This is a genomic window from Parabacteroides sp. HGS0025, assembly GCF_000969845.1.
Lineage (GTDB): Bacteria > Bacteroidota > Bacteroidia > Bacteroidales > Tannerellaceae > Parabacteroides > Parabacteroides gordonii.
The window spans coordinates 4,434,869-4,456,369 of record NZ_KQ033902.1 but is presented as its reverse complement, the minus strand read 5'-3'; the positions used below and the strand labels follow the sequence as shown (position 1 = coordinate 4,456,369).

General features: G+C 44.4%; 15 protein-coding genes, 1 other RNA gene and 1 pseudogene (1 of these 17 running past the window's edge). 6 read left to right on the top strand and 11 right to left on the bottom strand.

Annotation, left to right across the window (positions count from 1 at the left end):
* Together HMPREF1212_RS17285 and ssrA are read left to right on the top strand one after the other, a co-directional pair.
* Positions 1-504, top strand: the 3' portion of a protein-coding gene (locus HMPREF1212_RS17285; protein ID WP_028728646.1) for an alpha/beta hydrolase. The gene continues 378 nt to the left of window position 1, outside the view; 504 of the gene's 882 nt are visible here — the last part of the coding sequence; its start codon lies beyond the left edge, outside the window; the stop codon is at positions 502-504.
* A gap of 60 nt (positions 505-564) precedes the next feature.
* Positions 565-965: a transfer-messenger RNA gene (ssrA, locus tag HMPREF1212_RS26755) on the top strand.
* Positions 966-1,018: 53 nt separating this feature from the next.
* Here the strand turns inward: ssrA and HMPREF1212_RS17280 are convergent.
* From HMPREF1212_RS17280 to HMPREF1212_RS17260, 5 genes are all read right to left on the bottom strand, one after another.
* A complete protein-coding gene (locus HMPREF1212_RS17280) occupies positions 1,019-1,861 on the bottom strand; it encodes a M23 family metallopeptidase (RefSeq protein WP_232430153.1) in 843 nt (280 codons plus the stop codon).
* Positions 1,862-2,067: 206 nt separating this feature from the next.
* Positions 2,068-3,243 (bottom strand): mannonate dehydratase, encoded by a 1,176-nt coding sequence (uxuA, locus tag HMPREF1212_RS17275; protein WP_046150162.1) that lies wholly within the window; start codon positions 3,241-3,243, stop codon positions 2,068-2,070.
* Positions 3,244-3,268: 25 nt separating this feature from the next.
* A complete protein-coding gene (locus tag HMPREF1212_RS17270) occupies positions 3,269-4,081 on the bottom strand; it encodes an SDR family oxidoreductase (protein ID WP_028728627.1) in 813 nt (270 codons plus the stop codon).
* 130 nt (positions 4,082-4,211) lie between these two features.
* Positions 4,212-5,273, bottom strand: coding sequence for a LacI family DNA-binding transcriptional regulator (locus HMPREF1212_RS17265; protein ID WP_028728626.1), 1,062 nt, complete (start codon positions 5,271-5,273; stop codon positions 4,212-4,214).
* Between the two features lie 15 nt (positions 5,274-5,288).
* Positions 5,289-5,921: a DUF975 family protein gene (locus HMPREF1212_RS17260; RefSeq protein WP_046150161.1), complete on the bottom strand. Its 633-nt coding sequence runs from the start codon at positions 5,919-5,921 to the stop codon at positions 5,289-5,291.
* A gap of 323 nt (positions 5,922-6,244) precedes the next feature.
* On the opposite strand from HMPREF1212_RS17260, the gene HMPREF1212_RS17255 reads away from it, so the two are divergent.
* From HMPREF1212_RS17255 to lpxA, 4 genes are all read left to right on the top strand, one after another.
* Positions 6,245-7,456 (top strand): efflux RND transporter periplasmic adaptor subunit, encoded by a 1,212-nt coding sequence (locus HMPREF1212_RS17255; RefSeq protein WP_046150464.1) that lies wholly within the window; start codon positions 6,245-6,247, stop codon positions 7,454-7,456.
* A gap of 63 nt (positions 7,457-7,519) precedes the next feature.
* Entirely contained in the window at positions 7,520-10,735 is a 3,216-nt protein-coding gene (locus HMPREF1212_RS17250; RefSeq protein WP_028728623.1) for an efflux RND transporter permease subunit, read from the top strand.
* A gap of 11 nt (positions 10,736-10,746) precedes the next feature.
* Complete coding sequence (locus HMPREF1212_RS17245) at positions 10,747-12,132, top strand: TolC family protein (RefSeq protein ID WP_046150160.1); 1,386 nt, start codon at positions 10,747-10,749, stop codon at positions 12,130-12,132.
* Positions 12,133-12,155: 23 nt separating this feature from the next.
* A complete protein-coding gene (lpxA, locus tag HMPREF1212_RS17240; protein ID WP_046150159.1) occupies positions 12,156-12,926 on the top strand; it encodes an acyl-ACP--UDP-N-acetylglucosamine O-acyltransferase in 771 nt (256 codons plus the stop codon).
* 143 nt (positions 12,927-13,069) lie between these two features.
* Here lpxA and HMPREF1212_RS26380 read toward each other — a convergent pair whose 3' ends face one another.
* The 6 genes and pseudogenes from HMPREF1212_RS26380 to HMPREF1212_RS17210 form a co-directional block, all read right to left on the bottom strand.
* Positions 13,070-14,230 carry a hypothetical protein gene (locus HMPREF1212_RS26380; RefSeq protein WP_052725024.1) on the bottom strand — a complete coding sequence of 387 codons (1,161 nt, stop codon included), beginning with the start codon at positions 14,228-14,230 and terminating at the stop codon, positions 13,070-13,072.
* Between the two features lie 276 nt (positions 14,231-14,506).
* A complete protein-coding gene (locus HMPREF1212_RS17230; protein ID WP_046150158.1) occupies positions 14,507-14,728 on the bottom strand; it encodes a hypothetical protein in 222 nt (73 codons plus the stop codon).
* Positions 14,729-14,897: 169 nt separating this feature from the next.
* Complete coding sequence (locus tag HMPREF1212_RS17225; protein ID WP_046150157.1) at positions 14,898-15,389, bottom strand: GNAT family N-acetyltransferase; 492 nt, start codon at positions 15,387-15,389, stop codon at positions 14,898-14,900.
* Between the two features lie 117 nt (positions 15,390-15,506).
* Positions 15,507-16,151: pseudogene (locus HMPREF1212_RS17220) on the bottom strand (DUF1080 domain-containing protein); the annotation flags it as partial.
* Between the two features lie 135 nt (positions 16,152-16,286).
* Positions 16,287-18,083 (bottom strand): RagB/SusD family nutrient uptake outer membrane protein, encoded by a 1,797-nt coding sequence (locus HMPREF1212_RS17215; protein ID WP_046150155.1) that lies wholly within the window; start codon positions 18,081-18,083, stop codon positions 16,287-16,289.
* Positions 18,084-18,109: 26 nt separating this feature from the next.
* Positions 18,110-21,448 carry a TonB-dependent receptor gene (locus HMPREF1212_RS17210; RefSeq protein ID WP_046150154.1) on the bottom strand — a complete coding sequence of 1,113 codons (3,339 nt, stop codon included), beginning with the start codon at positions 21,446-21,448 and terminating at the stop codon, positions 18,110-18,112.
* Between the last annotated feature and the right edge of the window lie 53 nt (positions 21,449-21,501).

The following is a 21,501-nucleotide window of genomic DNA, read 5'->3' as shown; positions in this document are numbered from 1 at the left end:
GCGAAGCATGAAGCTCCCTTGCAGGATCTTCAGCGTGCGATCGGTTATGTCAGGGCTCATGCGGAAGAGATGAATATCGATCCTCAGCGTATTGGCGTGATGGGATTTTCGGCTGGAGGTCACCTTTCTGCAATGGTTAGTAATAATTTTGATAAACGTACTTATCCGGCAGTGGATGCTGCCGATAAAGTCAGTTGCCGTCCTGATTTCTGCTTGTTGGTTTATCCGGCTTACCTGGATGGTGAGAACTTTCAGTTGGCTCCGGAATTGAAGGTGACTTCTGCTACTCCGCCTACTATGCTTGTGCAGACGGAAGATGATAAATCATATATCAATAGTAGTCTTTTCTATTATTATGCTTTGAAAGAAGCCGGTGTTCCTGCCCGGATGCATTTATATAGCAAAGGAGGTCATGGCTATGGACTGAGAGACACAGGAGCTGCTGTGAATGAATGGCCGGACAGAGCCGAAGACTGGTTCCGTGAACTGGGTGTGATTGAATAAAAAATCTAAATAGAGTACGAGGATACGGAGATTCTTTGTATCTTTGTACTCACAAATCATGGGGATGACCGGTTTAGACAGCGGGTAGAAGTGGTTTGTAAGCATGTAGTGCGTGGTTGGCTTGCACTTAAATCTCAGACAACGAACAATTAACTGGCGAAAATAATTACGCTCTCGCTGCTTAATCGAAGTATAGTAGATTCAAGCTTAATCCCTGCAAAAGTTGCGGGGACGTGACATCACCCGGATGCTGTGGCTTCGAAGCTTTCCGATCAGGTGGTGCAGCAATATCGGAGATAGTCTGAAATGAGCCTCGGGTCTCAGGCGAAAATTTAGAGGATAAGGATTAAGTGGGTGGCTTCGGTCTTGCTTGATCCCGACAATCGAAAGCGAAGATAAACATGTAGAAAGCAGATTAATTCCTCGTTTGGACGAGAGTTCGAATCTCTCCATCTCCACACAAAAAAGGCTTGCACCATCCGGTAGCAAGCCTTTTTTGTTGTTATGTGATGATTTATAAATCCATTCGTTTATTGGTTTCCGGTTGGGAAACTCCCATATAAGAATACTGATAATCGCCTGCACTCTGGTGAGGAAGTATGTTTACGGATTTTATTGCAATATTTCGACCTGTTTTAGTTGCTACCAGACATGTGCTGTGTAGCTTTCTGTTTTCCAGATCAAACACCTTTTCCGGATTGAAATGCTGTCCGTTAATGCGAACTTCAAAATGTAAATGTTCGGTAGTGGCTCTACCGGTTCGTCCTGTTAATCCGACCGGTTCACCTGCTTTCACACGATCTCCCACCTTGACCAGATTTTTGGAGTTATGGCTGTAAACTGTTTCTAGTCCATTATAATGACGTATAACAACGACATTCCCGTAAGCAGCATAAGGCTTAGCCATGCGGACGATTCCATCGAAAGCGGCAACGATAGTATCGTTGGCACAAGTCTTCAGATCGACTCCCGAATGATGTCTTCTGCGACCGGCATAAGCCGATATTACTTTCGCTCCAGGTAGAGGAAAAGCGTAATCTTCCTTGGATATCAACCCGAGATCGATGATCAAAGAATTTTCGTCACACAGTAATTTAGGGTCAGGAACAGCGATGTCTGCTTTTTCCCGGGGAGAGAAGTTCTCTGTTATATCTTTACGGGCATATTCTGTTTTTCCTAATTCCGGTGTCGGTTGAAGGAATATATATTCAACCGAAGGTAGAGGAATATCTGTAGATGGAGGAACTATAACCACTTCCTGTTCTGTAGACGGAGACAGTGTTTGCACTGCAGAACAGGTGGTTAGTGTCAGTAATGTAGTAAAAGATAATATATAACTATAGATATTAGACATTATAAAAACATTTTTCAGACGAACAAAAGTAGAAAAAACAATCCAGTCTAAAGTCTTAAATGGGAATACTTTATAGTTCTTTTTCATTTCTTTATGCTTTTCAAAGATCTGTAAATAGGATTAATGGAGGTTAGAATAAAAAAAGGTGCCAACCGAAGTTGAGCACCTTTCTCTTTATAAATCGCTAAGAAATGAAATAATAATGCTGCTTATTTCTTAAAAAGTGACTTGGCTATACCCATTTCAAGGCCGCGAAGTTCAGCTAAGCCTCTCAAACGACCGATACATGAATAACCGGGGTTTGTTTTCTTTTTCAGGTCGTCTATCATCTGATGGCCATGATCCGGACGCATAGCGATAGAACAGCCGCGTCTTTGCTGTAGTTCCAACAGGGCTTTCATAACACCGTACATATCTACATCTCCTTCCAGGTGATTGGCTTCATAGAAGTTCCCTTCATCGTCTCGCTGGGTACTGCGGAAGTGAACGAAATCGATACGATCGCCATAACGTTCCATAATCCCTGCCAGATCGTTGTCGCTGCGTACGCCGAATGAACCTGTGCACAGACACAATCCGTTGCTCTTGTTAGGAACTGCTTCGATTAATTTCTTGAAATCCTCTTCCGTACTCAGGATGCGCGGCAGGCCGAGAATAGAGTAGGGAGGATCGTCCGGATGGATAACCAGTTTTACACCGGCTTCGTCGGCTACGGGGGCGATCTCCTGCAGGAAGTAGATCAGATTAGCACGCAATTTTTCCGCATCAATATCCTTATAACGATCCAATGCTTCCTGGAATTGTTCGATAGTGAAGCTCTCTTCCGATCCGGGCAGGCCGGCAATCATATTGCGGGTAAGCAAATGACGATCCTCTTCGCTCATGGAGTCGAAGCGGGCTTTCGCTTTCGCCTTTTCTTCTGCGGAGTAATCCATTTCTGCTCCCGGACGCTTCAGGATGAAAAGGTCGAATGCTACGAAAGCTGCCCGTTCGAAACGGAGTGCTTTGGAACCATCCGGCATTGTATAGGCAAGATCGGTACGTGTCCAGTCGAGTACAGGCATGAAGTTGTATGTCACTACATTCACCCCGCATTTACCAAGATTACGTAGACTTTCCTTGTAGTTATCAATATATTTTTGAAATTCTCCGGTTTGTGTTTTGATATGTTCATGAACAGGAACACTTTCAACAACAGACCAAGTTAAACCTACTTCTTCGATCAGCTCTTTCCGTTTCATGATCTCCTCTACTGTCCATACTTCCCCGTTAGGAATATGATGCAGAGCATTAACGATACCGGTAGCACCGGCTTGTTTGATATCCCAAAGGCTGACAGGATCATTCGGCCCGTACCAACGCCATGTTTGTTCGCATAAATACATAATATGTATAGTGTTTATTGGGTTATTAAATTGAGAATGCATCGAAACCACCGTCAACGATGGCGATTGTGCCCGTTACGAATTTAGATGCGTCACTTATTAAATATTGAATGGTACCGAACAATTCTTCCGGTGCTCCTAAACGTCTGAACGGTGTATGAGCGATAACAGATTTAGCACGGTCTGTATAAGAACCGTCCGGATTTGTCATCAAAGTTCTGTTCTGTTCTGTCAGGAAAAATCCCGGGGCGATTGCATTTACGCGCAGACCTTCACCGAATTTGATTGCTAATTCGCCTGCCATGTATTTAGTCAGGTTAGATATAGCAGCTTTAGCTGCACCGTAGCCAACGACACGTGTCAATGGGCGCAAAGCCGATTCGGATGAGAAGTTTACGATCGCACCTTCTTTTTGCTGAGCCATTACTTCTGCGAAGACCATTGTCGGGAGAACCGTACCGAAAAGGTTCAGGTCGACAACTTTTTTGAAAGCATCGATCTGCAAGTCGAAGATATTGCTATCAGGTCCGATTGTTGCACCGGCCATGTTTCCTCCGGCAGCATTCAGTAATGCATCGATACGGCCATATTTGGCAAGGATATCTTTCTTATTCTGTTCAAGGATTTCTTTATTCAGCACATCAGTCAGGAAAAAACAAGCTTCGCCACCTTTGGCTTTGATGTCTGCAACGATTTTTTCACCTGTCTCAACAGCACGGTCAAGAATTACTACTTTGGCACCTTCTTCAGCCAGATGACCTGCAATTCCACTACCCAGAATACCGGCTCCTCCGGTAATAATGACAACTCTGTCTTTAATACAAAATAAATTAGCCATTTTATGTATGATTTTATTGTGATATTTCCATTTTGCGCTCGATTTGTGGGCGAACACACATCGGGCGCAAATGTATACTATTTATTTGTCAAACAAAAAAAATAGAGGGGAAAAATGATAAATTATGCCATTAAATATAATTATTGTAATACTTAATGTTCTCTTTTATAAGTATATCAATCGGCATATAGTTTATCTGTTCGATTTTTTCCTTCAATACCAGGTGCCGGAATAAGGCACGCACACAATTGAATCCCTGTACTTCCGGTCGCTGGGCGATCAGGTGGGTGATGTGCCCGCTATTCAGATAGTCCAGATTGGAGTCGATCACATCATATCCAATCAGCCTGAAGCGTTTGTCGGTATCCCTATGCCGGAAATAGTCTCCCAGTACATGTGCTCTGGAATTAAAGATGATGCCGGCTTGTATTTCCTCATGCGTGGCGAAGAATGAATCGAGAATATCTTTATTCTCCTTTGATTCGTCTGCGTGAATATGTACCGGGAATATCTTTCCCTGAAAGTCGTGTCCGTACAGATAATCACGGAAACCTTCCTCGCGTTTCATAACCTGGGTAGAATGCATGTCGCCTTTCCGGATGAAACGGAAGATCGCGATATTGTCTTCAGGCTGTATCTGTTCGAATAACAGGCGTCCGGCAATGTATCCTGAGTCGTACGAATTGGTTCCGTAGTAGGCTATGCAATTCGTATTTTCGATAAAGGCATCGATCAGTACATAAGGAATCTCCAGTTTGTCGAGTTGTTGGGTGAGTTGCAAAACGCTTTCCTTGAATAAAGTAGCGATGATTACTCCCTGGCAATCGGATTTTTCAATTACGGGGATCAGATTGTCGAAACTGGTTTTGTCATACTGGTCGAAACACATCCGTTCGATTTCAACGTTATAGCTGAACAGTTCCTGCTCTGCTTTATCGATACCTTCCGATAGTTTTGCCCAATATTCTCCTTCGGCAAAAGAAGGAGTGAGCGTTATGAAGTGATATTTCTTCTTCAAGGCAAGCGAACGGGCTATCAGATTCGGATGATAGTCTATCTCTTTCAATACTTTTTCAACCTTTTTCTGAGCTTCTTCAGATACCTTACCACGATTGTGCAGGATACGGTCGACCGTTCCGGTCGATACTCCGGATAACTCTGCTATATCTTTTATTCTATATGTTTTCCCCATAGGGCTATTAGTTATTTATACTTCTTCAAGAATTTGCAAAGGTGCATTTAATTTACGAAAAACATAGGCATACATCATATATATAAGCGGCATTGCCACAAATATTCCTATACCTAACAGGATAAGACCTAAAATACAGATCCCGATCATAGCCAGCATCAGCATGAAAAGAGACATCTCTTGTCCACGGGTGATTTCCCAGCTGCGTTGGAGTGACTCGATTATTCCTGCATCATCTTCAACGATAAGAGCTGCATAGAACTGTAGCCTCAAAGCCAGGTAGATTCCCGGAATGATAAACAGACATAACCCCAAAGTAACGATGATTGCCATAAGAATATTGGCTACAAGATAAGTAATGATCTTTCGGGCCTGCTGTCCGTAAGCCGAGAATTGAGGTTCTTCTCCGTCCAAAGCCTGGAATATATTTTTCATGTACCCCAGAGCAAAAATACAAGAGATGATGCAACTGATCAGATTAATAACGATCGCTCCCATTACCGATTGCTGTATAGGCATTGCAAATACCCCTAATGTAAAAGAAATAATGCTCATACCTATTATCAATCCGGATAAAACCCATATCTGAGCCTTGGTCCGTTGCCATGAAGTACTACATACTTCGGAAATTGAAAATTTAGATCCCATCAGATTGTAGATTATAAAGTTTAAAAGATAGCTGTAAATTTAAGGTAAATTATTGAATAAACAAATTATGCCCTGAATTTGTATAGCAATTTGGACTAATTTACTTTCGAACGGTCAAAAAATAAGCTATGTGTTTGATCTCTACATATAAATAAGCTATTTTTTAGTATAAAAGAATGTATAAACGGGAAAAGTACAATAAAAAGACTTTACATTTGTACGTTTTTTTAGATATGAGTCCTTCAAAAATCGAGCCTGATAAAACAAGACTTTGAATCGTTTGCAAGAAAATATACTAGGCAGAAATATATTAAATTATGAATATGAATAGACAAATGTTGAGAACTACTATTACCCAGTTTAGGCAAATTGCATTATTTGCAGTGGGAGTGTCTTTATTAACCGCCTGTGGAAACAGCCAGAGTGGTATGAAATTAGGCGACAGCGAATACGCTGTTCTGGCCCTTAATTCTTCTTCCAGCAATCAGACAACGTCTTATCCGGCGACTATCAGAGGTACGCAGGATATCGAAGTGCGTCCCCAGGTGTCAGGGTTTATTGTAAAGTTGTGTGTCGATGAAGGTGCAACAGTCCGCAAAGGGCAGCCCTTGTTTGAAATTGATCCTACGCAGTATAAGGCAACTGTGAATCAGGCTAAAGCTGCTGTGGCTATGGCTAAAGCTAATGTTAATACGTTGAAGCTAACAGAGAAGAACAAGAAAGATTTGTTCGACAAAGCGATTATCAGTTCCTTTGAATATCAGACAGCTGTTAATCAGTTGTTGTCGGCAGAAGCAACGTTGGCGCAATCGGAAGCTTCTTTGGTGAGTGCAAATCAGAATTTATCTTTTTGTACGGTGACCAGCCCGTCCAACGGTGTTGTGGGTACTTTCCCGTACCGTGTCGGAAGTTTGGTTAGTCCTTCTGTGGCAGAACCGTTGACCACTGTCTCTGAGATCGGTGATGTTTATGTTTATTTCTCGATGACGGAAAAAGAATTGCTGCAACTGACAAAGGCAGGCGGCACGCTGAAAGAACAGTTGGATAAGATGCCGGCAGTTCAGTTACAGCTGGCTGACGGAACAATGTTGGCGGAAACTGGTAAGATCGACGCTGTCAGCGGTGTTATCGACCAGTCTACCGGTTCGGTAAGTATGCGTGCAGTTTTCCCGAACAACCAGAATATATTGAGAAGCGGTGGTACAGGTAATGTCGTATTCCCTTACTCAATGGATAATATCATTATGATCCCTCAGTCTGCTACGGTGGAAATTCAGGATAAGAAGTTTGTATATGTTCTGCAACCTGATAATACAATTAAGAATGTTGAAATTCAGATTTCTTCTTTGAACGATGGCAAGAGCTATCTGGTAACAAAAGGCTTGAAGTCCGGTGACAAGATCGTTGTCGAAGGTGTTCAGAGTTTAAGGGACGGTCAGGAAATTAAGCCGATCACACAGGCTGAGCAGGCTGCTAAGTTTCAGCAGGCGATGAAAGACCAGAACGAAGGAAACTTAAAAACAGCTTTTAATTAATTAAAGGTATTATAGAATTAGCCGGGTTACACCTGATGCTATTCGTATATAAAAAAGTAACATATGAAATTAGATAGATTTATTAACCGTCCGGTGCTTTCAACGGTGATCTCCATCCTGATTGTCATCCTGGGTATATTAGGTTTGTTCACATTGCCTATTACCCAATATCCGGACATTGCGCCTCCTACCGTTTCGGTAAGGGCCACTTATACAGGTGCCAATGCGCAGACTGTATTGAATAGTGTGATTGCGCCGCTGGAAGACCAGATCAACGGGGTAGAGAACATGATGTATATGACATCAAATGCATCCAATAACGGTTCTGCCGATATTTCCATATACTTCAAGCAGGGTACCGACCCGGATATGGCGGCGGTAAACGTTCAGAACCGTGTGTCTATGGCACAAGGTCTGTTGCCTGCCGAAGTAACGAAGATCGGTGTAACTACCCAGAAACGCCAGAACTCCATGCTGGTTGTTTTTGCCGTATATGATGCGGAAGACCGTTACGACCAGAAGTTCCTGGAAAACTATGCAAAGATCAACCTGATCCCGGAAGTACAGCGTGTGCCCGGTGTTGGTGATGCCAACGTGTTGGGTACCGACTACTCTATGCGTATTTGGTTGAAGCCGGATGTGATGGCCCAATACAAGCTGGTGCCTAATGATGTATCGAATGTGCTGGCTGAACAGAATGTGGAGGCTGCTCCGGGTTCTTTCGGTGAACAGGGAAACCAGTCGTTCCAGTATACGATCCGTTACAAAGGACGTTTGCAGACTGCTGAAGAGTTTGATAATATCGTAGTTAAAGCATTGCCCGATGGTGAAGTACTTCGTTTGAAAGACATTGCCGATATCGAGTTGGGACGTTTGACTTATAACTATGTGAATAAGGTAAACGGCCATAATGCAGTAGCATGTATCGTTTACCAGATGCCGGGAACGAATGCAACAGAAACCATCAACAATATCCAGGATTTGCTGGTGAAATCGGAAAGCACCATGCCTCCGGGTATGAAGGTGGAAGTATCTATGAATGCCAACGACTTCTTGTATGCCTCTATCCATGAGGTTCTCAAGACCTTGCTGGAAGCCTTTATCCTCGTGTTTATCGTGGTATATGTGTTCCTGCAAGACTTACGTTCAACCCTGATCCCGGCTATTGCGATTCCGGTAGCCTTGATCGGTACATTCTTCCTGTTGTCACTGATCGGATTTAGTATCAACTTGTTGACACTTTGTGCGATGGTATTGGCCATTGCGATTGTGGTCGATGATGCGATAGTCGTCGTCGAGGGGGTCCATGCCAAGTTGGACCAGGGATATAAATCGGCGAAACAGGCATCTATTGATGCGATGAGTGAACTTGGTGGTGCGATCGTTTCTATTACCTTGGTGATGATGTCCGTGTTTATCCCCGTAAGTTTCATGGGAGGTACAGCCGGTATATTCTATCGTCAGTTCGGTGTGACTATGGCTATTGCCATCGGTTTGTCAGCATTGAATGCCTTGACTTTGAGTCCGGCGCTTTGTGCGATCTTCCTGAAACCTCATGACGAACATGCAGAAAAGAAGACAACTTTCGTTTCCCGTTTCCATACTTCTTTCAACGTGGCATACGATTCGCTGCTGAAAAGTTATAAGAAACGCGTTTTGTTCTTTATCCAGAAGAAATGGCTGGCATTCGGAACTGTAATCGCTTCTGTCGCTTTATTGGTATTCTTCATGCAGGTAACGCCGACCGGTATGGTGCCGAATGAAGATATGGGTACAATCATGGGCGCTGTGACACTGCCTCCCGGAGCCTCTCAGGAACGTACCATTGAAATCATGGAACGTGTAGATAGCCTGATCGCATCCGACCCCGCTGTAAAATCACGTACGGCTATTACCGGTTTTAGCTTTATCGGTGGACAAGGACCTTCTTACGGTTCATTCATCATCAAGCTGAAAGACTGGGATGAACGTTCGATGACACAGAGTGCGGAAGTTGTTTACGGTAGCTTGTTCATGCGTGCACAGAAAGTAGTGAAAGATGCGCAGGTATTGTTCTTTACTCCGCCTATGATTCCGGGTTATTCGGCTTCCAGTGATATCGAGTTGAACATGCAGGATAAGACAGGGGGTAGCCTGGAGAAATTCTTTGAAGTATCCAAAGACTATATGGCAGCTTTGACAGCCCGTCCGGAGATTAAGTCGGCTCAGACTACTTTCAACCCGAACTTCCCGCAGTATATGATCGACATCGATGCGGCAGCTTGTAAGAAAGTCGGTATCAGCCCGAGCGATATCCTTATGACGTTGCAAGGTTACTATGGTGGTTTGTATGCTTCCAACTTCAACCGTTTCGGTAAGATGTACCGTGTAATGGTACAGGCCGATCCGGCTATGAGAGCCAATATGGAGTCGTTGAAAAATATCAAGGTGAGAAACGGTAACGAAATGGCACCGATCTCCCAGTTTATCACCATAGAAAAAGTATATGGGCCGGATATTATCAGCCGTTTTAATATGTATACATCTTTGAAGGTGATGGTTGCTCCTGCTGATGGATTCACCAGCGGGCAGGCATTGAAAGCCCTAGAAGAAGTGGCAAGTACGACACTTCCTGCCGGTTTCGGTTACGAGCTGGGAGGTATGGCGCGTGAAGAGGCTGAGACAAGCGGTAGTACGACCGGTTTGATCTTCGTTCTTTGTTTCGTGTTCGTTTACCTGTTGCTGAGTGCCCAGTATGAAAGTTACGTATTGCCGCTGGCCGTATTGCTCTCCATCCCGTTCGGTTTGATGGGTAGCTTCCTGTTCGTTCAGGGCTGGGCAGCGTTAGGTAGCATTCCGGCATTGAAGATGATATTGGGAACGATGTCGAATAACATCTATATGCAGATCGCGTTGATCATGTTGATGGGTCTGTTGGCGAAGAACGCTATCTTGATCGTAGAGTTCGCCCTTGACCGTCGCCGCATGGGTATGAGTATTACCTGGGCTGCCGTGTTAGGAGCTGCTGCCCGTTTGCGTCCTATCCTGATGACCTCCCTGGCGATGGTAGTCGGTTTGTTGCCGATGATGTTCGCCTTCGGTGTAGGTGCTCACGGTAACCGTACATTGGGTACTGCTGCTATTGGCGGTATGTTTGTCGGTATGATCTTCCAGATCCTGATCGTTCCGGCTCTGTTCGTAGTATTCCAGTACCTGCAGGAAAAGGTTAAACCGATCGAGTGGGAAGATCTGGACAACAGCGATTTGAATACGGAAATAGAACAGTACGCTAAAAAATAAGTGAGAAGACAATGAAAAAGAAACAAATTATATATATGATGTGTGCGACCGCTCTGCTGAGCAGTTGCCACATCTACAAAGCATACGATCGTCCTGATACGATCACGGCTGACGGTATTTATCGTGATCCGGTATCAGCGACGGATACACTGGCTGCGGATACGACCAATATGGGAAATCTTCCCTGGCAGGAAGTCTTCCGCGATCCCAAACTGCAGGCTCTGATTGAAGAAGGTCTGGCAAATAACGTAGATATGCAGGCTGCCATTCTCCGTGTGGAAGAAGCGAAAGCCTTGCTGACTTCTGCCCGCCTGTCTTTCCTTCCGTCCTTAAACCTGGCACCGCAAGGATCCGTGACCACAATGGGCGGTTCCAGCTATGCAAAAGCCTATACTTTACCGGCGGCAGCTAACTGGGAAGTCGATTTGTTCGGCAAACTGCTTAATGCAAGCCGCGACCAGAAAGCGATCTATCTGCAGAGCCAGTATTCGCAACAGGCTGTTCGTTCGCAACTGATCGGCGGTATTGCCAACGCTTATTTCACTTTGCTGATGCTCGACCGTCAGGTGGAGATCACTACAGAAACAGTCGATATCTATAAAGAAAATGTACGTGCGATGGAGGCAATGAAAGAAGCCGGTATGACTACCGAAGCTGCCGTTGTCCAGATGAAAGCCGTATATCATCAGGTATCGTCTTCTCTGATCAACCTGAAACGCCAGGTGCGCGAAGTGGAGAATTCTTTGTCCGTACTGCTGGCAAAAGCACCGCAAACAATCGAACGCGGCCGTTTGGATGAACAGGTCATTCCTGACGAGATCATGGCCGGCGTACCTTTGCAGTTGCTGGAAAACCGTCCGGATGTGAAGATCGCCGAAATGTCACTGGCCAGTGCTTATTATACGACCAATAAGGCGCGTGCCGCTTTCTACCCGGGATTGAACATCACTGCTACGGCAGGTTGGACGAACGGTTCCGGTATAACTATTTCCGATCCGGGTAAATTCATGTTCCAGGCATTGGCCTCATTGGCACAGCCTATCTTCAACAACGGAAAGCTGATGGCTAACCTGAAGGTGTCGAAAGCCGAAGAGAAGATCGCGCAGATGAATTATCAGCAGAAAATTCTGGAAGCCGGCAAGGAGGTAAGCAATGCGCTGCATCTGTATGATGTAACCAATAAGATGCTGGTTCAGGATAAAGAACAGATCGCGCAATTGGAGAAAGCCGTAGAATACACGAAAGCTTTGTTCCAGTCGGCACAGTCCACTTACCTGGAAATCTTATCGGCTCAACAAAGCCTTCTCAGTGCACAATTGACAGAAGTATCCGACAACGTTCAGCGTATGCAGGCTGTTATCAATCTGTATAGTGCTGTCGGAGGAGGAAGAGAGTAATAACCATTAAAACTCAGATTATTATGATTAGTCCGTTAGCTTATGTAGATGCCAGTGCAAAACTGGGTGCGAACGTAACCGTCCATCCTTTTGCCTACATCGATAAGAATGTAGAGATTGGCGATAACTGCGAGATCATGCCTCACGCCAGTATAATGAATGGCGCACGTTTGGGCAAAGGAAACCGTGTATTCAATGGTGCTGTCATTGCGGCGGAACCTCAGGATTTCAAATATAAAGGCGACAATACGCTGGTAGTTATCGGCGACGATAACGTGATCCGCGAAAACGTTGTCATCAACCGTGCCACCACACCGGACGGGCAGACGTTTATCGGTAACGGAAACTTCCTGCATGAAGGTGTACATATTTCGCATGATACACATATCGGCAACCATTGTGTGCTGGGTTATGGCAGCAAGGTGTCCGGTAATTGTTTCTTTGAAGATTATGCCATCTTCGGTGGTAATGTGTTGGCAAGCCAGGGAAGCCGTATCGGAACCTGGTCGATGACACAGACCGGTTGCCGTTTCCGTAAAGACGTGCCGCCTTATATCGTGGCAGCTCAGGAACCGACTACTTATTATGGAGTTAACTCGTTTATTTTGTCGCATCAGGGAGTTAGTGATAAGGTTATTAAACATATCAGCCATGCTTACCGTATCATTTACCAGGGTAACACCAGTCTGTTCGACGCCCTGCTGATGATCAAAGACCAGGTGCCGATGAGTGACGAGATACAGCATATCATTGATTTTATCAATGATTCGAAGCTGGGGATTATCGGAAGATAACTGTTCCGCTCTGAATTTGATTATATAAAAAACGGGATCTTCTTGAATGAGGATCCCGTTTTTTTATCCGGTTGTACGTATATTTATGTTTATAGGCAGATTATCGGCAAAACTTTCCACGGAGATACAAAATGAAAATCAATCTATTTCCATTCATTTGGTAAATCGGAAAAATCTGATAATCCGACACATTCGCTGAAACAGGAATAAAAATATTTAGGTTTGATAAATTCACCGGTCTTATCATTACGTTCATAGAGATGGACTTTATTATTTTCTATTATTGTATAGGGAGATTCTCCTGTCAGATTTTTACATCCGGCGAATGTGACCATTAAATTTTTTATTTCTTTACAATTATCAAACAATCCGAAAGGAATTTCCGTCAGGTTTTTACAATTTTGAAAAGTAGACATAAAGTCGGAAGCTTGTGTGCAGTTATTGAATAATCCGGATGGTATTTCCTTCAAATTGACACAATTATGAAAAGTACTGGCAAATGTCATAACTGATGAACAATTGTCAAACAAACCGGGAGGAATTTCTGTTAAACCTGTACAACCGTTGAATGTGTTTTTAAAAGATTCAACTTGTGTACAGTTATTGAATAATCCGGATGGTATTTCCTTTAGATTGACACAATTATTAAAAATACCGGCAAATGATATAACTGATGAACAATTACCAAATAAACCGGAAGGAATTTCAGTCAGGTTTATACAATTATGGAATGTATTCTTAAAAGATATAACCGATCCACAGTCTGCAAAAAGATCGGGAGGAATTATTGTTAACGGGCATTCGGAGAATGCATCTTCAAAAGATGTAACATCCGCAAGTGAACTTGAATCATAATTAGATAAATATGTTAAGTTAGTACATCCCTTAAATGCACTATACAGATTAGTTAGTCCGGTTTTTCCAAAATTATATATACCGGAAATACAAGCCAATTCTGATTCATCAAGTCCATTGGCGTTTATTTCTGTCACTGTGCCGGAAATAAGAATGAGATAGTCACCTTTTTTAGAATAAGTATGAGTAGGATAAGCCTCGGTAACTGTCTCCGGTTCCAGGTTATTGCCATCCCAGGCTATTTGACAATTAACAGTGCCAGTAAAAGGCAGTTTTATCGAAGCTCCGTCTGTTGTAGTTGTAATTATAAGCATCATTTTCTCTTCCAGAGGGATTTCAATATCCGGTTCTTTAATATCTTCTTTATCTTCTTTGTCACAACTAAAAAGATGAAGACATAAAATAATGAAAAAGAATAACTTTAGTCTTTGAAAAATTACTGTTTTCATGTATTGTTATTTATATTAGATACGTACGGTGTTATTTGAACAAGCGCAAAAGCTTACGGTTGGTAGTAGATAATAGTGTTTCATTTTTCTGGATTTTTTAATTAATAACTAGTGTTTATTTTACTTTGAATATCTTGCTATTGATCGAGTACAAATATTATAAGAATATTCGGTGGGAAAAAAAATAATCTGTGAATGGGGTGTTATAATCTATAAGACTGGGCATTGGGAAGGTAAATTATAATAATTCAGGAGATTTGTTCTGGTTATTCAGTATTAAAATGGCTGTACATTTCCCACTATTCGAGCGTGGAAAATGTACAGCATCAGACAAGAGGGTGTTATTCTATCACTAAATTCCAGGTCAAGTGAATAGCCGCCCTTTCCGAAATCATTAGCCTCTTCCGGCATCACATCACAAAGTGCCAGTATATTCTGTCCGAATTCTACCTGTGAGTAGATGATACCTTGTTGGTGTTCGTCGGCTACGTTGGGCATACATTCACCATAACGTCCCAGGTCGGCGATCTTACCATTGAAAATAGTTGCATAGAAGTTGGCGGCAGCTTCAGCTTTTCCGTCAAATGATACATGATGTGTTAATTTAATTTTGTTTCGTTTTATTTATTACAATGCAAAGATAAGGTGGCCGAGTGACAACCTTATGTCAGCAGTTGTCCAATAAAAGTTCATAATCTGCCACATCCAGCCAGCGGTCGAACTTACGGCCTACCTCATGGAAACAGGAGACCTGTTTGAAACCCAGCCGCTCGTGTAGTTTCACACTCGGTTCGTTGGGGATGGTGATGCAGGCTATCAGGGCATGGAAGGAGCGGCGGCGGCAATCGTCGATCAACAGATCCATCAATTGCTTTCCATATCCTTTGCCGGAGTGATCCGGGTGCAGGTAAATAGTCGTTTCGACAGTGGTGCGGTATGCTTTCTTTACTTTCCATTCGTGCGCATAACAATAACCGGCGACTTTCCCATCCTCTTCACAGACCCATGCCGGGTAATGTTCGATGATGGGGGCTAGCCGTTGACGCATTTCGGCTTCGGTGGGGACTTCGGTGTCGAATGTTATTACGGTGTTATGTACATAATAAGCATAAATGGAGACAATCCCAGGGATGTCGTTCAGGGTCATCGGGCGGATCATAAAGCAGTTTTTCCGCAAAGATAAATATTTATTTGAGGATATGACAGGGGGAGAGGAATTGGTTTGATAGACACATGGAACGAGGTCGATAGGGCCTCATTCCATGTGCAGAATGAATTACTTCAGTTCTTTGATCTTGATGTTCTTGAAGTGGACTTCATCTCCGTGATCCTGTAAAAGGATATGACCTTCTTCTGCTTCTCCGAAGGCAGGCCAATCAGCATATTTACTGCCGGCAACGAGAGCTCTCCACATCTGGTTGTTGCGGTTATATTCGACAACCAGCATACCGTTCAGCCAATGTTCGATATGATTACCTTTCACAACGATGCGGGCTGTGTTGAACTCATTTTTTTTGAACGGCTTCTCCTGGCAGGCCGGGATCAGGTCGTATAACGAGCCGACCGTGCGGTTGCCTTTTCTTCCCAGCTTGGCATCCGGATGTTTATCGTCGTCAAGTATCTGGAACTCGCAGCCGATAGCCGATCCTTCTCCTTTGTTCAGTTCCGGGTCGACGAAATATTTGATACCGCTGTTGGCTCCTTCCGTGATCCTGAAGTCGGCCACCAGTTCAAAGTTTTTATATGTTTTGATGGTGACGATATCTCCTCCGTTACCCGACTCTTTTCCTTTGGCTTTTTCAACCACCAGTTCGTTGCCGATGATATTCCAACCTTTTTCGGGGAAGTTCTGCAGCTTGGCTCCGCGCCAGCCGTTCGTAGTCTTTCCATCCCACAGGAGTTCCCAGCCCTCGTTCTTTTCCTGGCCGGTCAATACGTTGTCTGCCTGTGCAAATGCACTGATAGGAGCTAGTGTGCAGCTTATAAGTGCGAAATAGATAAATCCTTTTTTCATGATAAATGAATTGTAAGTTTAATATTTAATTGAATGATCCTATTAATAGTAACCTTCATTCTGTTCTTCGCTGATCTCTCCGACCGGATTCAGGCGGTCGATATGTTTCTGCGGGATCGGACGGAGCTTATGATAGGGTTTGATATGAATAGCTTCCGGATTATATTCCTTCACCCAGTCATACAGCAGTTCGCAGCGTACCAGGTCTTCCCAACGGTTGGTTTCTCCCAGTAATTCACGTCCCCGTTCATTGAGGATGAATGTGATGAAATCGTCCTTCAGGTCTGCCGCTGTTATTTTCAGATCCTCATAAGTGCTTTTCGTATCGTTACTGCCTCCTTCAAAGAGCCAGATCTGTTGATCTTTCTGTTCCCCATCAGACCATGCGGCACGTTTACGGATCACATTGATATATTCGGCGGCCTTATCGAAGTCACCTTTGCGGCCGGCAGCTTCGGCAGCCAGCAGATAGGTTTCGCCCAAGCGCATACGAACCCATTCGCGGGAACCTTTTTCTTCCGAAACAGAAGGACGGTTCGGATCCAGGTATTTAACCAGTGACGGGAAATAACGGATCGAATGCATTTCACGGGGGAAATAAGAATAGGTATAGTTGGCACGGAATTTACGCATCTCATCGCTGTTGGATACGAATCCTGTCTTTTCCATTGTATAATAAATGGCTGTATCGCCATGCTGGAACTTCAGTTGACCATCGACTTGCCCTTTTGAAGGATCGGGCGTGAAATAAACAGTACCGTCGTATGATAGCGGTTCCCATACCGGCAAAGTGTTTACGTTATTGGCATAATATACCCATTTGAAACTCTTGTAAAAACGTGAGTCGTGCAGGCGGTCGTACAAATCATCCATCGTTTTTGGGGTCGCTACGTGGCGGCGGTATGGACGGCCGTTGGCAATATCACGCAACATGCCGGGTTGGTCTTCATACCAGGACAACCAGAAAAGATGCTGTTTATTGCCATCACCGTTAAACATCGGCTCTGTTGTGAACTGCACGGCAAACACAACCTCCGAATTGCCCTGGTTGCTGATATCCCACAGGGAAGCAAAATTATCCTGCAACGTAAAAGCCCCGCTATCGATCACCTTTTCTGCATAATACAGCGTACTGTCCATATCTGTCGTTTGCTGGCCGCGCGGATCGTTGATTGCACTGCCGCGGGTCAGATACACCTTCGCCAACAGATGTGCCGCCGAATAGCGGGTGGCACGTCCTTTGGTTGCCACCTTTTCTGGCAGGTTTTCTGCTGCGTTACGCAAATCGCTTATAATCAGATTATAGATATCGGCTACCGGAGAACGTTTAAAGTCCGTACGGATATCGAAACTGCCTTCGGTTACCAGCGGGATACGCCCGAATTGCTGTACCAGATCGAAATAAAGATACGCACGGATAAACTGCATTTCGGCATAACTCTGCGATTTTACTTTCTCCAGCAAATCCTGGGAGTCCTGAATTTTCTTCATGGCAATGTTGGCATCACTGATCCCTTTATAGTGATTTTCCCACATCTCATATAAAATTCCGTCATCGGGGTTCAGTTGTGTCGCATACTTATTATAAGATTCACGGTGATTACCGTCCTCGCCCTCAGTAAACAAATCCGTGCCGTGCTCGGTCAGGACATCAAAACGTTCACCGCCGACTCCCCAGCGGAGAAAACCGTATGCCGCCGTAATGGCTGCATTGACTCCGGCTTCCGTTTCGTAATAATCGTATGACATCACCGGAGCGTCATCTTCACTTAACCAGCTGCTGCAACCTGTAGTTGAGAGTGTCAGGCCTGCCAGCATATAGTAATATATAGATTTCATTTTTATTCTTTATTTATAAGGTTAAACTACAAAGTCAAATTGATACCGAAGACCCAGGAACTAACGCTCGGTGTGCCGAAGCCGCTACCGTCTGTTTTAGGATTACCCGCATCGTCCACTTTGGCCGCTTCCGGATCGATACCTGTGTAATTGGTGAAAATAAACGGATTCTGGGCGGTGAAGTAAACACGCAGTTTCTCTACCAGGAACTTCTTCGTCAAATCTTTCGGCAGGGTATATCCCAGCGTCATTGATTTTACACGCAGGTAATCGGCCTTTTCGTAATAAGTGGATGTGATATAGATCGGGCGTTCTTCGTCGATACTGGGACGAGGATAGGCATTCGTTGGATTATTCGGTGTCCAGTAATCCACTTTCACGCCACCGTTGCGTCCGCAATGTTCCACTGCGTAAATATCATTATACAACATGGACCCCAGGCTTGCATATAAAAAGACAGACAGGTCGAAGCCTTTATAATTAAAGGTGTTTACCATACTGGCAATCAGTTTGGGACGTGGATTGCCAATGATTTGCTTGTCGGCATCCGTTATCTTATGGTCACCGTTCACATCCTCGATCTTGATATCCCCCGGAGCAAAGTCTGTACCGTTGGCTGCAAACTTCGCCATTTCGGCAAGGTCTGCTTCAGTGTTTTGCCAGATACCGACCTTTTTGTAATCGTAATGTACGTTTACAGGCTGACCGATAAACCATTTGCTTCCTATATCATCATTCTTGCCATTATACAATTCGACTATTTCTTCCTTGTTTGACGACAGCATCAAATCCGTACTCCACTGGAAGTCTTTCGTATCGATGTTCACGGTATTGATGGACACTTCTATCCCTTTATTACGTGTCTTACCCACATTCGACAAAACGTTGGGGAAACCGGAAACAACCGGCAACTGGCGTTTCAGCAACAGATCGTGTGTGTTCTGCATATACAGGTCAACCGTACCGTTGATGCGTCCTTTTAAAATTCCGAAATCGATACCGAGGTTCCATTGGTCGGTCGTTTCCCAGGTCAGCAGACTGTTTGCCATGATATCGGGAGCATAACCGATGGTACCCGATGCGCCGTTATCGAACGGGTATCTGATCAATGTCAGGCGGCCTTTTGTCTGATAAGGGTCTACGGCCGAGTTACCGGTCTTACCAAAGCCGAGTCTTAACTTCAGGTTATCCAACCAACCGGATGTGTGAGCCATAAAAGACTCTTCGTTAATACGCCATGCCAAAGCTGCGGAAGGGAAAAGAACCCATTTATGACCGTCTGCCAAACGGGAAGAACCGTCGTAACGGGCGGAAACAGTCAGCAGGTAACGTCCTAAGTAGTTATAATTGATACGTCCCATGAAGGAGGCCATATTCCATTTGACCATCGAACTCTCGATCTTGTTGGTCACCAGTCCCGATCCCAGGTCATAATATTTAAGATTATCCGACGGCAGGTTTTCCATTGCGACATTGACGCTTTCTTTTTTGTCTTCCTGGATTGACTGTAACAAAGTCACACCCAACGTATGTTTGTCATTAAATGTCTTATCATAGAAAAGCATGTTTTCCAAAGTAAACATCGTGTATTTATCAACGCCGTTTCTGGCATAAGAAGTGCCCATACCCCGGTTACTGGTCTTAGCAGATCTGAACTCGTAATCCTGTACGGTACGTGAATCGATACCCAGATTCGAGCGGAACTTCAATCCGTCAACCGGCAGTTTGACATCCAGGAAATAGCTACCCAGATAACGAGTCGTTTTCAACGGACGGTCGACGGCACCCGGAACAAGATCCATCATCGTATTATATACATTATAAGAGCCGGGTAATGGAATAAGCTCTCCCTTTTCATCCCACAACTGCGCCAACGGGCTTAAACGCCAGCCACTGGCAAGTCCGGAACCGCGTTGCTGGGTAGCATGCGAATACTGTGTCTGTGCACCGATCTTCACATATTTATTGATCTCATGGTTCAGGTTCAACCGGATAGAATACCGTTCGTAATCTTCATCTTTGAAAATACCGTCGTTCTTATTATAGGTAGCGGAAGCCAGGAAATTGGTTCGTTCGCCACCCCCACGAATACTCAGCTGATGGTCGGTAACCATACCGGTACGGGTCACGTTATCCATATAATGCGTGGTACGTACGCGGGACGGATCATAAACACCATTGTCGCCCCAACCCATCATGACAGACTCCATGATCGACGGGTCGCGGGTAAAGCCCGGACAAACCAGATCCTGATCCCTGGATGCAACGTCTGAGTTATAACGGATCGAGTTGTTTGCCGTGTTGCGGTAAGCTTCGCGGGTATACTCGGCATATTCGCCGCCATCCCATAAATCCAGTTGGTTTAAAATTGTTTGTGCGCCCACATAACCGTTGTAGTCAATCTGGGTTTTGCCGGACTTCCCTTGTTTCGTTGAGATCAGGATAACACCGTTGGCACCACGGGCTCCGTAGATGGCTGTTGCAGAGGCATCTTTCAATACTTCCATCGACTCGATATCCGACGGGCTGATCTCTCCCATGCCACCGGTAACGGGCACACCATCGATTACATATAACGGATCGTTGCTGGCGGTGATAGAACGTTTACCACGGATCATTACACTGGGAGTAGAGCCCGGCGACCAGTTGGAATTGGAAACGACCACGCCCGGAATGCGTCCCTGCAATGCTTCCGATGCCGTAGTGGCCGGTACTGCCGTGATCTTCGCTGCATTGACGGAAGCAACGGCTCCGGTCAGGTCTCTTTTCTTAACCGTACCATAACCTACCACCACGACTTCATCCAATCCCTGTGCATCTTCCTTCAGTAAGACATCTATTTTGCTGGCATCGGATACTTTTACTTCGACGGGGAGATAGCCGATATAGGAAATCAGCAAAGACTCGCCGGAAGCGGTAGTAAGGGAGAAGTTTCCATCGATATCGGTGATTGTTCCGTTCGTCGTACCTTTTACCACTACGTTGGCCCCGATAACAGGTATGCCCGTTTCATCGAGAACAACACCGGTGATCGTCTTCTCTGCTTGTTTGCTGTAGGTCTTAGCCGGAGCTTTAACGATTACGATTGTCTTGTTGCTGACCTTGTAAGAAAGACCATGTTTTTCCAGTACTTGATTTAAGACATCCTTTAAAGGACGGTCTGTGACGGAAACTGCTATATCCGGATTTTCACTTAATATTATATCCCGGTAAACGACGGATAAGGATGTTTGAGTTTCTATCTTATTAAAGAACTCTTTCAATGTGACATTCTGCAGATTCATCGATATCTTTTGCGAAATGTCCTGTGCATACATTGTAGAACAGAAGAACAGGAGTACGATACTCCAAAACACTTGCTTCATGATTACAAAAGTTAGATTTAAGTGGATAATTAAAAGTTTAATAAAAATACTAT